The organism is Caballeronia sp. ATUFL_F1_KS39, assembly GCF_023630985.1.
GTDB lineage: Bacteria > Pseudomonadota > Gammaproteobacteria > Burkholderiales > Burkholderiaceae > Caballeronia > Caballeronia zhejiangensis.
The window spans coordinates 1-16,903 of sequence record NZ_JALQDZ010000061.1; the positions used below are offsets into that span (position 1 = coordinate 1).

General features: G+C 62.3%; 5 protein-coding genes and 1 pseudogene. 4 read left to right on the forward strand and 2 right to left on the reverse strand.

The window, feature by feature from the left end; translation table 11 throughout:
* The coding region (locus NCR93_RS29185; RefSeq protein WP_284507447.1) for a non-ribosomal peptide synthetase at positions 1-10,974 on the forward strand (10,974 nt) is incomplete at its 5' end.
* A gap of 103 nt (positions 10,975-11,077) precedes the next feature.
* On the opposite strand, the gene NCR93_RS29190 is transcribed toward NCR93_RS29185, so the two are convergent.
* Positions 11,078-11,737, reverse strand: a complete 660-nt coding sequence (locus NCR93_RS29190) for a hypothetical protein (RefSeq protein WP_175982480.1) — start codon at positions 11,735-11,737, stop codon at positions 11,078-11,080.
* 154 nt (positions 11,738-11,891) lie between these two features.
* Here NCR93_RS29190 and NCR93_RS29195 point away from each other — a divergent pair, with 154 nt between their 5' ends.
* From NCR93_RS29195 to NCR93_RS29205, 3 genes and pseudogenes are all read left to right on the forward strand, one after another.
* The gene (locus tag NCR93_RS29195) at positions 11,892-12,767 is read left to right on the forward strand and encodes an alpha/beta fold hydrolase (protein WP_239295333.1); all 876 of its coding nucleotides are present in this window, start codon (positions 11,892-11,894) and stop codon (positions 12,765-12,767) included.
* Positions 12,767-14,458, forward strand: a complete 1,692-nt coding sequence (locus tag NCR93_RS29200) for a cyclic peptide export ABC transporter (RefSeq protein WP_175982479.1) — start codon at positions 12,767-12,769, stop codon at positions 14,456-14,458. The genes NCR93_RS29195 and NCR93_RS29200 overlap by 1 nt, the downstream gene beginning before the upstream one ends.
* A 131-nt stretch (positions 14,459-14,589) precedes the next feature.
* Positions 14,590-14,751 (forward strand): annotated as a pseudogene (locus tag NCR93_RS29205) (NAD-dependent epimerase/dehydratase family protein); the annotation flags it as partial.
* A 12-nt stretch (positions 14,752-14,763) separates the two neighbouring features.
* Here the strand turns inward: NCR93_RS29205 and NCR93_RS29210 are convergent.
* Positions 14,764-16,317: a methyl-accepting chemotaxis protein gene (locus NCR93_RS29210; protein ID WP_175982478.1), complete on the reverse strand. Its 1,554-nt coding sequence runs from the start codon at positions 16,315-16,317 to the stop codon at positions 14,764-14,766.
* Positions 16,318-16,903 lie beyond the last annotated feature (586 nt).

The window sequence follows — 16,903 nt, forward strand, 5'->3', positions numbered from 1 at the left end:
TATCGTGCCGATGGCAACATCGAGTTCCTCGGCCGCAACGATCATCAGGTGAAGGTGCGCGGCTTCCGTATCGAGCTCGGCGAGATCGAAGCGCAACTCGTGGATCATGCCGCCGTGCGTGAAGCGGTCGTCATCGCGCGGGCCCGCAGCGAAGCCTCCCAGGATCAGCAACTCATCGCTTATGTCACGCTGCTCGCCGATGTCGATGCCAGTGTCTTGCGCGAGCATCTCGCCGAGCGCTTGCCCGATTACATGGTGCCCTCAGCGATCGTCATGCTCGATGCACTGCCGCTCACACCCAACGGCAAGCTCGACCGTCACGCGCTGCCCGATCCGCACGCCGATGCCTTCGCGTTGCGTCCCTTCGAAGCGCCTTTGGGCGAGACCGAATCGTCGCTCGCCGATCTGTGGGCCGAATTGCTGGGCCTCGATCGCGTCGGCCGGCAGGATAACTTCTTCGCGCTCGGCGGCCATTCGCTGCTGGCCGTCACGCTCATCGAACGCATGCGCCGCATCGGCCTGCACGCCAATGTGCGCGATCTCTTCGCCACGCCCGTGCTCAGCACGCTTGCCGCATCGATCGAGCGCGGTGCGATTGCGCACGATATCGTCGTGCCGCCCAATGTCATCACGCCCGACACGACCGCGCTCACCCCTGCCATGCTGCCGCTCATCGCCTTGACGCAAGCGGATATCGACTCCATCGTCGAACAAGTCCCGGGCGGCATAACGAACGTGCAGGACATTTACGCGCTCGCACCGCTGCAGGAAGGCATTCTGTTCCATCACATGCTGAGCACCGAGGGCGACCCGTATCTGCAAACCGCGCGCATCGCCTTCGATAGCCGCGAGCGTCTGGATGCCTGGCTCGATGCGCTGCAACGGATCATCGCACGGCACGACATCCTGCGCACCGCCTTCATCCACGACGGCATCAGCACGCCCGCGCAAGTCGTCTGTCGCCAAGCGCCTGTCACCATCGATGAGATCGAGCTCGATCCCGCACACGGTCCGGCTGTCGATCAACTCGCGCGTCTGTTCGATGCGCGCTCGCAACGCCTGCCTCTGCATCGGGCGCCCCTGCTTCGACTCACCCTCGCGAAGGAACACGATTCGCCGCGCTGGCTCGCGCTGCTCGTGTGGCATCACCTGATCGGCGATCACGTTACGCTCGAAGTGATTCAGAAAGAGATCAGCGCATTGCTCGAGGGCCATGCCGATGCGCTCGATGTGGCGCAACCGTTTCGCGATCTGGTCGCGCAGGCGCGGCTCGGCGCCACTCAGCAGGAGCATGAAGCGTTCTTCCGCGACATGCTCGCCGAGCTCAGCGAGCCCACGCTGCCCTTCGGCTTCACCGATGTGCATCACGACGGCTCCTCGGTCGCCGAAGCTCGCGTGACGTTGCCCGCGGCGTTGAACACGCGTCTGCGCACGCAGGCGCGAGAACTCGGCGTCAGTCTCGCCAGTCTCTGTCATCTCGCATGGGCGCGTGTGCTCGACGCGGCAAGCACCGGCGATGGCCGCATCGTCTTTGGCACCGTGCTGCTCGGGCGCATGCAGGCAGGTGTCGATCAGGCGCTCGGGCTGCTCATCAACACCTTGCCGATTCGCCTCGATGTGAACGATGTCTCTGTTGTCGATAGCGTGCGTGACACGCATCAACGTCTCGCGGCCTTGCTGCAGCATCAGCATGCCCCGCTCGCACTCGCTCAGCGATGCAGTGGCGTGGCCGCGCCCGCGCCGCTCTTTAGCGCGCTGCTGAACTATCGCCACAACCAGGCCGTCGCCGATGAACAATATGCCTTCGAGGGAATCGAGCTGCTGGGCGCCGAAGAGCGCACCAACTATCCGCTCATGCTCGCTGTCGAAGACAACGGCGCGAGCCTTGGCTTGACCGCGCAAACGCTCGCGCCGCTCTCGCCCGATCAGTTGTGCGGGTACATGGAGCAAGCGTTATCGAGCCTCGTGCAGGCACTCGAGCAGGCACCGCAGACGCCCGTCGACCAACTCGATGTGCTGCCGCCCAAGACGCGTCAATTACTGGTCCAGACGTGGAACGATACGGCTGCGTCGTACCCTGTCGATCTGTGCATTCATCAGTTGTTCGAGCAGCAGGTCGAGCGCACGCCCGATGCGATCGCGCTGATCTTTGGAGATCAGACGCTCACGTATGCGCAACTCAATGCGCGTGCCAATCGGCTCGCGCATCATTTGATCAAGTTGAGCGTGCGTCCGGAAGATCGCGTGGCGCTGTGCGTGGAGCGTGGCATCGGCATGGTGGTGGCGTTGCTCGCGATACTCAAAGCGGGCGGCGCCTATGTGCCGCTCGATCCGGCTTACCCCGGCGAACGCCTGACTCACATCCTCACTGACTCGACGCCGCGCCTCTTGCTCGCCGATGCCATCGGCCGTGAAGCACTCGGCGATACGGGTACGTTGAGCGTGCTCGATCCGGACGCATCGCTCGATGCATCAGAGGACAATCCTCAAACCAGAATCGAACCACATCATCTCGCATACGTGCTCTTTACATCGGGCTCCACAGGCAAGCCCAAAGGCGTGATGATCGAGCATCGCCAGATGCTGAACTTCCTGTGCTCGATGCGCGATATCACCTCGATGAACGCCGCCGACACACTGCTCGCTGTCACGACGATATCCTTCGATATCGCGGGCCTGGAGTTGTATTTACCCTTGAGCGCCGGCGCGTGCATCGTGCTCGCATCGCGCAACGATGCGGCCGATCCGCTCGCGTTGCAAGCGCTCATCGATGCACACGCCATCAGCTTCATGCAGGCGACCCCGGCCACCTGGCGCATGCTGCTCGACACGCAGTGGAGCGGCAGCGCGAAGCTTACCGCGCTGTGCGGCGGCGAAGCGTTGTCCGCGAACCTCGCGGCGCGTCTGAACGAGAAGGTCAAGGCGCTGTGGAATCTCTACGGTCCGACTGAAACGACGGTCTGGTCCTCGTGCTATCGCACGGGCCGCGACGCGCATAGGTCATCCACGGTATCGGTCGGCCGGCCGATTGCCAACACGCGTCTGTACGTGCTCGATGCGCACTACCGGCTCGTGCCGCCGGGTGCCGTGGGCGAGTTGTATATCGGTGGCGCGGGGGTGGCGCGTGGTTATCTCAATCGTGCCGAGCTCACCGCCGAGCGCTTCCTCGACGATCCGTTCATTGCCGATGCGCGCATCTATCGCACGGGCGATCTCGCGCGCTATCGCGCCGATGGCAATCTCGAGTTCCTCGGACGCAACGATCATCAGGTCAAGATTCGCGGTTTCCGGATCGAACTCGGCGAGATCGAAGCGCAGCTCGCGAGTCATCCGGCCGTGCGCGAGGCCGTCGTCATCGCACGGGCGCGGCGTGAAGAGACGCAGGACCAGCAGCTCATCGCCTATGTCACTGGCGCCACCGCTATCGATACGAATGCGCTTCGCGAGCATGTGACTGCGCGCTTGCCGGATTACATGGTGCCATCGGCGTTCGTCACGCTCGATGCGCTGCCGCTCACGCCCAACGGCAAGCTCGATCGGCGCGCATTGCCCGATCCGCAGTGGCAGGATCTCGCCGCTTATGTCGCGCCGCGCACCTCTCTCGAACATACGCTCGCGCAGTGCTTTGCCAGCGTCCTCGGACTCGAGCGCGTGAGTGTCTTCGACAACTTCTTCGCGCTCGGCGGGCATTCGTTGCTGGCCACGCAACTCGTATCGCGCTTGCGTCAGGCGCTTTGCATCGAATTGCCCTTACGAACATTGTTCGATGCGCCGACCGTGGCTTCGCTCGGCGAAACCTTACAGCAGGAAACGGGTCGCGTGAGCGCAATCCCGACACTGCAAGCACGCACGCGGCCGCAGCATTTACCGCTGTCTTTTGCGCAGGAACGCTTGTGGTTCCTCGAACAGCTCAACCCCGGACAGTCGACCTATAACATTCCGGTAGCCGTGCGCCTGAGCGGGTCGCTCGATGTTCCGGCGCTCGACACTGCGTTGAATGCCCTCGTGGAGCGTCACGAAAGCCTGCGCACTTCCTTCGTGCAACAAGACGGGCAGGCGGTTCAACGTATCGCGACGCAATTGCGGATCGCACTGCCTCCCGTCGAACTCGGCACGCTCGCCTCCGACGCGCAAGCGGCCGAAGTCCGCCGGATCACGCAAGCCGAAGCCACGCGAGCCTTCGATCTTCAGCACGGGCCGCTTCTTCGCGCGCGGCTGCTTCGCCTCGCCGAAGACGAGCATGTGCTGCTCTTCGCGATGCATCACATCATCTCCGATGGCTGGTCCATCGGCGTGCTCGTGCGTGAACTCGGCGCGTGCTATGAGGCCGCGTTGCATGACGAAGCGCTCGCTTTGCCGCCGTTGGCCGTGCAGTATGCCGACTTTACGTTGTGGCAGCGCGATTGGCTCACCGGCGCGGAACTCGATCGACAGACGCAATACTGGCGCACTCAGCTCGCCGAACTCGCACCGCTCGATCTGCCGACCGATCGCCCTCGCCCTGCGCGGATCAGCGGACGTGGCGCAACATTGCCCTTTTCGCTGAGTCCCAACTTGTCGGAGCGCGTGACCACGCTCGCGCATCGAGAAGGCGTGACGCCATTCATGGTGCTGCTCGCCACACTCCAGACGCTTCTTGGTCGTCTCTCCGGGCAATCGCAAGTGGCAGTCGGCTCGCCGATCGCCAATCGCACGCATGCACAGATCGAACCGCTCATCGGTCTGTTCGTCAATACGCTCGTATTGCGTGCGGATCTGTCGGGCGCGCCCAGCATGCGCGAATTGCTCACGCAAGTGCGCGATACGACGCTCGCCGCTTACGCACATCAGGACCTGCCTTTCGAAAAACTCGTCGAAGCGCTCGCGCCGGCGCGCGACACGAGCCGTACGCCGCTCTTTCAAGTGATGCTCGTCTTGCAGAATGCGCCGCTCGAGGCGCTTGCTTTGCCCGGTCTCACGCTGGAACTTCTGCCCCCGGCCGAAGCCGGCGCCAAGTTCGACCTCACGCTGAACCTGACTCACACGCACGACCGCTTCGCGGGCAGCATCAGCTACGCAAGCGATCTTTTCGATAGGCAGACTATCGTGCGTTTCGGTGAACGCTTCGCGCGCTTGCTGGATCAGGCGCTCGCGCGGCCCGATGTACCGTTACATGCGCTCGAACTCGTGTTGCCTGAAGAGTATGCGCTGTTCGATCGATGGAACGACACGGCAGCCGCCTACCCCGAGCACCTCTCCATGCATCAGCTTTTCGAGCAACAGGTTCGACGCACGCCCGATGCCACCGCGCTCATCTTCGAAGACGAATCCCTCACGTATGCGGAGCTGAATGCGCGTGCGAATCGGCTTGCTCATCGACTGATCGCGCTGCGCGTGCGTCCGGAAGATCGCGTCGCGTTATGCATGGAGCGGCGCGTCGGCATGATCGTCTCGTTGATAGCCACGCTCAAGGCGGGCGGCGCATACGTGCCGCTCGATCCTGCGTATCCGGGTGAACGGCTGAATCATATTCTTGCCGATGCCGGGCCTCGATTGCTGATCGCCGATGCAGCCGGCCGTCATGCGTTGGGCGACACGGGCACTCTGACGGTACTCGATCTTCATGCATCCGACGACGAAACGCTCTCGCAGGCCGATCCGCAAACACCGGTCGCGCCGCACAACCTCGCGTATGTGATCTATACGTCGGGATCGACGGGCAAGCCGAAGGGCGTCGCCATCGAACATAGAAACGCCGTCAACTTCCTGAACTGGGCGCAGAACGCCTTTACATCGAAAGAGCTTTCACACACGCTGTTTGCCACATCGATCAATTTCGATCTTTCGATCTATGAATGCTTCGCACCGTTGACCTGCGGCGCCACCGTGCATCTCGTCGACAACGTCCTCGCACTTTCCAGGAAGCCGCACGATGTGAGCCTGGTCAACACGGTGCCTTCGGCGATCACTTCTCTACTCGATGCAGGCGCATCGCTCGCATCCGTCGAGACTATCAACCTTGCGGGCGAGCCGCTCAGGCTCGCGCTGATGAAACGCATCTTCGCCGAGACCGATATCGAACGATTGTGCAATCTGTATGGCCCGTCCGAGACGACCACTTACTCGACGTGGATCGAGATGCATAGGGGCGATCACCTGAAGGAGACCATCGGCAAGCCGATCGCCAACACCCGCGTCTATCTGCTCGATGCGCGATGCAAGCCGGTGCCGCTCGGCACGGTGGGCGAAGTGTATATCGGCGGCGCGGGCGTGGCGCGTGGCTATCTCAACCGGCCTGAACTCACCGCCGAACGCTTCCGCGACGATCCGTTCATGCCCGGCGAGCGCATGTACCGCACAGGCGATCTCGCACGCTATCGTGCCGATGGCAACATCGAGTTCCTCGGCCGCAACGATCATCAGGTGAAGGTGCGCGGCTTCCGTATCGAGCTCGGCGAGATCGAAGCGCAACTCGTGGATCATGCCGCCGTGCGTGAAGCGGTCGTCATCGCGCGGGCCCGCAGCGAAGCCTCCCAGGATCAGCAACTCATCGCTTATGTCACGCTGCTCGCCGATGTCGATGCCAGTGTCTTGCGCGAGCATCTCGCCGAGCGCTTGCCCGATTACATGGTGCCCTCAGCGATCGTCATGCTCGATGCACTGCCGCTCACACCCAACGGCAAGCTCGACCGTCACGCGCTGCCCGATCCGCACGCCGATGCCTTCGCGTTGCGTCCCTTCGAAGCGCCTTTGGGCGAGACCGAATCGTCGCTCGCCGATCTGTGGGCCGAATTGCTGGGCCTCGATCGCGTCGGCCGGCAGGATAACTTCTTCGCGCTCGGCGGCCATTCGCTGCTGGCCGTCACGCTCATCGAACGCATGCGCCGCATCGGCCTGCACGCCAATGTGCGCGATCTCTTCGCCACGCCCGTGCTCAGCACGCTTGCCGCATCGATCGAGCGCGGTGCGATTGCGCACGATATCGTCGTGCCGCCCAATGTCATCACGCCCGACACGACCGCGCTCACCCCTGCCATGCTGCCGCTCATCGCCTTGACGCAAGCGGATATCGACTCCATCGTCGAACAAGTCCCGGGCGGCATAACGAACGTGCAGGACATTTACGCGCTCGCACCGCTGCAGGAAGGCATTCTGTTCCATCACATGCTGAGCACCGAGGGCGACCCGTATCTGCAAACCGCGCGCATCGCCTTCGATAGCCGCGAGCGTCTGGATGCCTGGCTCGATGCGCTGCAACGGATCATCGCACGGCACGACATCCTGCGCACCGCCTTCATCCACGACGGCATCAGCACGCCCGCGCAAGTCGTCTGTCGCCAAGCGCCTGTCACCATCGATGAGATCGAGCTCGATCCCGCACACGGTCCGGCTGTCGATCAACTCGCGCGTCTGTTCGATGCGCGCTCGCAACGCCTGCCTCTGCATCGGGCGCCCCTGCTTCGACTCACCCTCGCGAAGGAACACGATTCGCCGCGCTGGCTCGCGCTGCTCGTGTGGCATCACCTGATCGGCGATCACGTTACGCTCGAAGTGATTCAGAAAGAGATCAGCGCATTGCTCGAGGGCCATGCCGATGCGCTCGATGTGGCGCAACCGTTTCGCGATCTGGTCGCGCAGGCGCGGCTCGGCGCCACTCAGCAGGAGCATGAAGCGTTCTTCCGCGACATGCTCGCCGAGCTCAGCGAGCCCACGCTGCCCTTCGGCTTCACCGATGTGCATCACGACGGCTCCTCGGTCGCCGAAGCTCGCGTGACGTTGCCCGCGGCGTTGAACACGCGTCTGCGCACGCAGGCGCGAGAACTCGGCGTCAGTCTCGCCAGTCTCTGTCATCTCGCATGGGCGCGTGTGCTCGACGCGGCAAGCACCGGCGATGGCCGCATCGTCTTTGGCACCGTGCTGCTCGGGCGCATGCAGGCAGGTGTCGATCAGGCGCTCGGGCTGCTCATCAACACCTTGCCGATTCGCCTCGATGTGAACGATGTCTCTGTTGTCGATAGCGTGCGTGACACGCATCAACGTCTCGCGGCCTTGCTGCAGCATCAGCATGCCCCGCTCGCACTCGCTCAGCGATGCAGTGGCGTGGCCGCGCCCGCGCCGCTCTTTAGCGCGCTGCTGAACTATCGCCACAACCAGGCCGTCGCCGATGAACAATATGCCTTCGAGGGAATCGAGCTGCTGGGCGCCGAAGAGCGCACCAACTATCCGCTCATGCTCGCTGTCGAAGACAACGGCGCGAGCCTTGGCTTGACCGCGCAAACGCTCGCGCCGCTCTCGCCCGATCAGTTGTGCGGGTACATGGAGCAAGCGTTATCGAGCCTCGTGCAGGCACTCGAGCAGGCACCGCAGACGCCCGTCGACCAACTCGATGTGCTGCCGCCCAAGACGCGTCAATTACTGGTCCAGACGTGGAACGATACGGCTGCGTCGTACCCTGTCGATCTGTGCATTCATCAGTTGTTCGAGCAGCAGGTCGAGCGCACGCCCGATGCGATCGCGCTGATCTTTGGAGATCAGACGCTCACGTATGCGCAACTCAATGCGCGTGCCAATCGGCTCGCGCATCATTTGATCAAGTTGAGCGTGCGTCCGGAAGATCGCGTGGCGCTGTGCGTGGAGCGTGGCATCGGCATGGTGGTGGCGTTGCTCGCGATACTCAAAGCGGGCGGCGCCTATGTGCCGCTCGATCCGGCTTACCCCGGCGAACGCCTGACTCACATCCTCACTGACTCGACGCCGCGCCTCTTGCTCGCCGATGCCATCGGCCGTGAAGCACTCGGCGATACGGGTACGTTGAGCGTGCTCGATCCGGACGCATCGCTCGATGCATCAGAGGACAATCCTCAAACCAGAATCGAACCACATCATCTCGCATACGTGCTCTTTACATCGGGCTCCACAGGCAAGCCCAAAGGCGTGATGATCGAGCATCGCCAGATGCTGAACTTCCTGTGCTCGATGCGCGATATCACCTCGATGAACGCCGCCGACACACTGCTCGCTGTCACGACGATATCCTTCGATATCGCGGGCCTGGAGTTGTATTTACCCTTGAGCGCCGGCGCGTGCATCGTGCTCGCATCGCGCAACGATGCGGCCGATCCGCTCGCGTTGCAAGCGCTCATCGATGCACACGCCATCAGCTTCATGCAGGCGACCCCGGCCACCTGGCGCATGCTGCTCGACACGCAGTGGAGCGGCAGCGCGAAGCTTACCGCGCTGTGCGGCGGCGAAGCGTTGTCCGCGAACCTCGCGGCGCGTCTGAACGAGAAGGTCAAGGCGCTGTGGAATCTCTACGGTCCGACTGAAACGACGGTCTGGTCCTCGTGCTATCGCACGGGCCGCGACGCGCATAGGTCATCCACGGTATCGGTCGGCCGGCCGATTGCCAACACGCGTCTGTACGTGCTCGATGCGCACTACCGGCTCGTGCCGCCGGGTGCCGTGGGCGAGTTGTATATCGGTGGCGCGGGGGTGGCGCGTGGTTATCTCAATCGTGCCGAGCTCACCGCCGAGCGCTTCCTCGACGATCCGTTCATTGCCGATGCGCGCATCTATCGCACGGGCGATCTCGCGCGCTATCGCGCCGATGGCAATCTCGAGTTCCTCGGACGCAACGATCATCAGGTCAAGATTCGCGGCTTCCGGATCGAACTCGGCGAGATCGAAGCGCAGCTCGCGAGGCATCCGGCCGTGCGCGAGGCCGTCGTCGTCGCACGGGCGCGGCGTGAAGAGACGCAGGACCAGCAGCTCATCGCCTATGTCACTGGCGCCACCGCTATCGATACGAATGCGCTTCGCGAGCATGTGACTGCGCGCTTGCCGGATTACATGGTGCCATCGGCGTTCGTCACGCTCGATGCGCTGCCGCTCACGCCCAACGGCAAGCTCGATCGGCGCGCATTGCCCGATCCGCAGTGGCAGGATCTCGCCGCTTATGTCGCGCCGCGCACCTCGCTCGAACATACGCTCGCGCAGTGCTTTGCCAGCGTCCTCGGACTCGAGCGCGTGAGTGTCTTCGACAACTTCTTCGCGCTCGGCGGGCATTCGTTGCTGGCTGTCCAGTTGATGGCATCGATTCACGCGAAGCTCGGCCAGGACATTTCGATTCGCGTTCTCTTCAATGCGCCATCGGTCGCGGAACTCGCCGATCAACTGAACGCCGCGCCTTCGAACAACGAATTCGATCCGATTCTGCCTATCCGCGCATCGGGGAGCGGCGCACCGCTCTTCTGCATTCATCCGGTCGGCGGACTGGCGTGGAGCTATGCGGGTCTCGCGAAGATCATCGATGACGACCGGCCCCTCTACGCCGTCCAGACGCCGGCGTTGAAGGAGCCCGGCTACCGTCCCGCGAGCATCGTCGACATGGCGGCGGACTATATCGCGCGCATCCGCACGGTTCAGCCTCACGGTCCCTATCACCTCCTCGGCTGGTCCTTCGGCGGACTGCTCGCGTACGAAATGGCGACGCAACTGCAAAACCTTGGCGAGAAGATCGGCGAGCTCGTGTTGCTGGATTCGCGTCTTCCGGACGGACTCACTGCATCCGAAGTCGATGAATGGGCGCTGTTCGCCGCGACGTTCCCGGACATGTCGCCCGATCTCACGCTCACGCTTCAGGCAATGCAATCGACCACCGAGCGCGTGGTCGCGCTGCGTGAGCATCGGCTGATACCGGCGTATATCACGGACGAGCACGTCACAACGCTGATCGGCACGACGCAACGGAACATGCAGTTGCAATCGATGTACACGCCCCGGTCGTTCCATGGCGATATCGTCTATTTCACGGCGACGCGCTCCGAAGCGCCCGGACAACCCCGACGTAGCGCGCAATGGCGAGCGTGCGTGAATGGTTCGATCGTGAACTACGACATCGACTGCATGCATGGCGAGATGTGCCTGCCATCGTCGCTCGCGATGATCGGACAGAACCTCGCATCGATGAATGTGATTGGTGCATCAGCGAAGTAGAGAACGAACAGCGCCACGGGCCTATAGGCCGGTGGCGCTGCCATCGAACGAAGGAATGGAAGGAGTGAAAAGAGTGCGCCGAGGCCGCCGATATGACGATCGCTCAACCTGCGCGCCGCTGCTTGCGATCGGTATGCTTGCGCACGTTGCTGGCGAGTTCCGAAATGATTTCGGTGGCTGCGCCGATGATCTGACCGAAGTCGAATCCCGCGCGCGTCATCTCCCGATAGAACGATCGTGCAAGCATCTTCGAGAGCTGGCTCGGGTTCTGTACGGATTGCGCGACGATGTCGCCGATCGTCTGATCCGAGGATCGCTTGATCGTTGCCTGAGCGAACGGCGAGGCGACGAGCTTCTCAAGCCGGTCCGCCTCGACGGATCGCGTGACGAACGTGCCGAGAATGCGAAGCAGCTTCAGATCATGTTCATCGAATTGCCGTCCGAGCCGCGGTCCCGATACTTGCACGACGCCTATCGTCTTTCCGTTCAGCGCGAGGACGGCGAACATCTTGTCGCGCGCGTCCGAGTATTCGACGATGGCCGTCTTCTCTCCGATATGCACTTCGCCGAATGCCTCCGTGCGGGCGGCGCACAACTCGACAACGCGATCGTCGACGGGTATCGAAACGACGCATCGCTTCACGCGCATTGCCTCGGCGACCATCGCTGCGAGTGCTTCCGGCGATACGTCGGTCGTCTCGGTGTCCGCAAACTCGACGAGCAGCGAATCCCGCGCTTCATAAACATGTTCGGCGCTTTTCATGAGCACTCCACCGGTAGGTTTGGATGTGCGTCAGGGTATGCGTCGAGAGTTAGTTCGCAGTTAGCCCATGACCGTGATTCGAACCGATCCGCGTCCTCATCCCACGCTAACTTTCGAAAGACACACTAAGCGTCATTCCTGACAGGTGCTCACGATGAAACGTCCCTTATTCATGCAGCGTCGCAGCATCAAGATTCGCGACGGCCGTTTTGATATTTCCGTCGAAGAGTCCGGAAGTATCGGCACGCCCTGCGTCTTGCTGCACGGCCGCGGCGAGTGCAGCGGCGTATGGCGAACATTGACCGACGCAGCGTCGGCCGAACATCGTTTCGTGTCGATCGATCTGAGGGGCCACGGAGATTCGAGCTGGGACCCGGAGCGCGCTTACGATTCGCCAACCCTCGCGGGCGATGTATTGCAGGTTCTGCTTGCAATGAACATAAGAAAGCCCGTTCTTATCGGTCATTCGCTCGGCGGCAGTGTCGCACTGCAATTGAACGCACTGCTCGGACACCATGTTTCCGGACTGGTCATGGTGGACTTCGGACCGGAATCCGATGCATCGGGTTCACAACGCGTTCGTGCCGACATACGCGAGACGCCGGCTACATTCGACACGGTCGACGGATATGTCTCGTGGTTGCTCGAACGGCGTCCGCTGGCCAACGGCCGTGCGCTTCGCAATCTCGCGCTGCATGCGTTGCGCCGCACGCCGGCCGGAGTGTTCGAGCCGAAGCTGGACCGGCGCGTCGCCGATGAGTCGCCGCAAAAGAGGGAGCCGCAGGCGGAACAACTGTGGCAGATGCTGGCGTCCGTGCGCTGCCCGACGCTCGTCGTGAGAGGCGTCGGGTCAGCGGTGCTAAAGCCGCAGGTTGCGCAACGCATGGCGCATCACGCGCTATGTGAAGGGCAACTCGCCACGATATCCCGCGCCGGCCATGCGGTGATGACCGATAACCCCGACGAATTCAATCGTACGATCGACGCCTTCCTTGCTTCGCTGCCGGATGCCGTGAGCGGAGGTCAGTGATGTTCTCGATCATTCCCGCGCAGCTTCGCCGACAGTCGATGCCGCGACTGGTCATTGCAGTCATCGCCGGGTTCGCCGGGGCGCTGTGCAGCGCGGAGATCGCGCGTCTCATCGGCCAGGTCGCCGCCGGCCAGATCGAAACGCGCGGACTGGTGATCGTTTTCTTCGCGGTGTGCGCGGCGCAATTGCTGTTCAGAACGAGTTCGCAGATCATCGTGCTCGATTTCGGTCAGCAGGTGATCTGCAGTCTTCGAATCGAGCTATGCCGCAAGATCCTGCGCACGCCCTACAAGAAGCTGCAATCGCTCGGGAAGCCGCGCCTGCTCGCCATTCTTACCACGGACATCAACACGTTCGCGCAGGCATCGCAAATGCTGCCGCTCGCGTTCGGCAACGTCGTGCTCATTGTCGTATGCCTCGTGTATATGGCCTGGCTTTCGTGGCAGGCGTTCGCGTGCTTTTTCGTCTTTCTCGTCGTCGGGGGGGCGATCTATCACAGTATCGAACGCTGGCCCTTGCGCGAAATGCAAGCGGTGCGAGATCAGCTCGATGTCATCTTCCGCCACTTTCGTTCCTTGCTTGAAGGCACGCGGGAATTGCAACTCAACGACGCGCGAGCCCGATACTTCACCGAACACGTCGTCCATTCGACCGCACACGCATTCCGCCGATCGTTCACCCGCGCGATGCTCATCTATTCGCTCGTCGCCAACGCCGGTGGCATGCTCTTCTATGTGGCGATCGGCCTGATCCTGCTCGTCGTGCCGCACTGGTTTCCACAATCCCACGGCGTGCTCGTGACGCTCACCCTCCTGCTTCTTTTCCTGATCCATCCGGTCAGCGAAGTCATGACGATCTTGCCGATTCTTCGTCAGGCGTCGATTGCGCTTAAGCGCATCCGCATTCTCGATGCCGAGCTCACGCAGCAAGCGGACGATGACGGTCATGGGTCCGCAGACGATCCCTTCGGGGCAGCAGTCGAAGGCGTGCCGCTGATCCGGTTTTCCGCCGTATCGCATCGCTATCCGGGGCTGACGGAAGATCATCCGTTCACACTCGGACCGATCGATCTGTCGATTCGTCAGGGCGAAGTCGTTTATCTGATCGGCGGAAACGGCAGCGGCAAGACCACGCTCGCGATGCTGCTGCTCGGTCTGTACGAGCCCGAGCAAGGGCACGTAGAACTGAACGGTGTAAAAGTCGAGAGAGACAACCTTGCGCATTATCGCGAGCGCTTCTCGGCCGTGTTCGCCGACTTTCATCTGTTCGATGAAGTGCTGTGTGAAGACCAGTCGCAAATCGCGAAGCAGGCGGCACAGTATCTTCACAAGCTCGAACTCGACCACAAGGTCAGCATGAAGGGCAACCGGTTCAGCACGGTCAATCTCTCTTCCGGACAACGCAAGCGCATGGCGCTCATAGCGTCGTATCTGGAAGACCGCCCGATCTATCTCTTCGACGAATGGGCCGCCGACCAGGATCCCGTATTCAGGCGCGTGTTCTACACGCAGCTGATTCCCGAGCTCAAGCGCAAGGGCAAGACGGTCATCGTCATTTCTCACGACGATGCCTATTTCGAATGCGCCGATCGTCTCGTTCAGGTTGCGAACGGGCGCCTCATCGACGTCTCTTCCGAAGCACTGAAAGAAGGCCTCTTCGCGGGACGCAGCGGCTCGGCAGTGGCCGAATAAAGTCGCCGTTCGCTCGAACAAGACGTCCCCACCTACGGCGTTCGACAGCGACGCCGGCAAAGTCAGCGCCGACCAAGCAAACGTTTGGCGCGTAATTCCTTCCGCAAAAACTTAGGGCTGCGCAACCAGTGGAAGCCAAGCGCGCCGCGGAGACGCTGTGCTTCGCCTATCGCCGCATGTACGGCACCGATGTGCGCGTCGCGCGCATCTTCAACACCTACGGTCCGCGCATGGACCCTCAGGACGGACGCGTCGCGTCGAACTTCATCGTGCAGGCGCTGCGCGGCGATCCAGGACCGCGCGGCTCACTCCACTTGAAACACCGCGACCGCCCGACGCAACGCTTCGGCCTGCTCGGCGAGCGATTGTGCGGCGGCGGACGCCTCTTCGACGAGTGCCGCGTTCTGCTGCGTGACCTCGTCCATCTGCGCGACGGCCACATTCACCTGATCGATGCCCATGCGCTGCTCGCCAGATGCCGCCGCCACTTCGCTCATGATGGCCGTCACGCGATTCACTGACGCGACCAGGCCTTCGATCGTGCCGCCGGCATGCTCGACGAGCGCCGAGCCGTTCGACACGCGCGCGTTCGAAGCATCGATGAGCGTCTTGATCTCCTTGGCGGCCACGGCGCTGCGTTGCGCCAGTGCGCGCACTTCGCCGGCGACGACCGCGAACCCGCGGCCCTGATCGCCTGCCCGCGCGGCCTCGACGGCCGCATTGAGCGCGAGGATGTTGGTCTGAAAGGCGATGCCTTCGATCACGCCGATGATGTCGGCCATCTGCGACGAAGCCTGCGCGATGCTGCGCATGGTCGCGACCACGTCGTTGACCGTGTCGCCGCCCTGAGTCGCGTCGCCGCATGCTTTCGTCGCGGCGTGCGTGCCCTCGGCGGCGTTGTCGGCATTCTTCGCGACCGTGCTCGCGAGTTCTTCCATGCTCGCCGCCGTTTCTTCGAGCGATGCCGCCTGAGACTCCGTGCGTTTCGACAGATCGACAGTGCCCTGCGCGATTTCGCTGGCCGCTTCGGCAATCGCCATGCTCGATGATTGAATGCCAACCACGATCGTGTTCAGACGCGCGCGCATCGTCTCGAGCGAGACCATCAGGCTGTCGGGGCTGCGGCCTTCGAGCGGGATCGCATCGCGTAGATTGCCTTGAGCGATGCGTGCCGCAAGCGCCATCGCTTCGCCCGGTTCGCCGCCGAGCGCGCGTGTAAGACCGCGCGTGATGACAAGCGCGGCTACGATGCCGGCAAGCAAGGCTGCTACGCCGAGCGCGAGCATGATCGCTTTGGCGCGGGCGTAGGCGGCGTCGGCGTCGCGGTTGGCGATATCGTTCTGTTCATCCTGCAGCGCGATCATGTCCTTCGTGGTACTCATCCAGTCCCGTTGCACAGGCCGCAACTCGTCGATCAGCACGCGAATTGCCGCCTGTTGCTCGCGCGCTTCGGCAAGCGAGATCGCCTTTTCGATGATCGGCGCGGCGGCGGCTTCGTTCGCGCGAAGCTTCTCGAATACCGCGCGTTCGCTTGCGGAGGTCTGATCGCTTTCCTTGAAGCGCGTGCCGAGTGCGTCGTAAGCCTGCGCGTAGCCTTGCGCCTGCGTACGGATGCGCGCTTTCTCCGTCTCGACCGCGGCCGCATCGGTCAGGAGCGCGATGTTGCGCAGTGCAATCATCCGGTCGCTCACCGACAGGCTCAGCACGTGCGCGAGCTTCGCCTCCGCATTGTTGACTTCGACGACTTCATCGAAGCGCGCCTGGATTTGCGACATGCTCACGAGACCGAAGACGAGCACGGCGAACAACGTTGACAGCACGATGCCGAAGCCCAGACCCAGTTTGGTGACGACCTTCATGGTTGTGATTCTCCGTAGACAGATGCGAGCGGGTTTCCCAGGATGAGAAATCCACTGCTTTCATACTGTTTACGGATAGCATTCGATTTACTTTACGGTGCTTTCGGCGTCTTTTGACGAGTGTGCCGCGCAAAGCAACGGGCTAGCGCATCGCCTTGGTTTTGCCGTCGCTTGTACTTCCTCATTCGGGCAAATCACACCCTCTGGCATCGGGCGTCTCAAGTCTTGCGCTTCCACTGCCGATATGGCGAGATCGCTTTCGCCTCTTTAGCTCCGGACGCCACCGCTGCGCGCGAAGTAGAAACTCGAGAAGATAACTGAATGCGCTACAAAATATGCGATACATGCGGCGCCGAAGTAAGCGCTATGGCCTCTCTATGCAAACGCTGCCAGACACATTTGCCGCCGAATCCGCCTCCGGATGAAGCGACAGGAGAATCTCTGACGTCCTCGTCACAAAGCGTCAGCCGGCAGATGTTGCTCGCGTCGAGCATCGCCATCATCGGCGCGATCGCTGTTGGAGGAGTTCTCGCAACCGCTCCACGCGACGAGAGTCGAACGCAGCACAGAGCCGACGCGACCTCGG

Bases quoted from the DNA above. Each gene is read 5' to 3' on its own strand.
- NCR93_RS29190 (WP_175982480.1), bottom strand. From the start codon at position 11,737: ATGAAAAGCGCCGAACATGTTTATGAAGCGCGGGATTCGCTGCTCGTC.
- NCR93_RS29195 (WP_239295333.1), top strand. From the start codon at position 11,892: ATGAAACGTCCCTTATTCATGCAGCGTCGCAGCATCAAGATTCGCGAC.
- NCR93_RS29200 (WP_175982479.1), top strand. From the start codon at position 12,767: ATGTTCTCGATCATTCCCGCGCAGCTTCGCCGACAGTCGATGCCGCGA.
- NCR93_RS29210 (WP_175982478.1), bottom strand. From the start codon at position 16,317: ATGAAGGTCGTCACCAAACTGGGTCTGGGCTTCGGCATCGTGCTGTCA.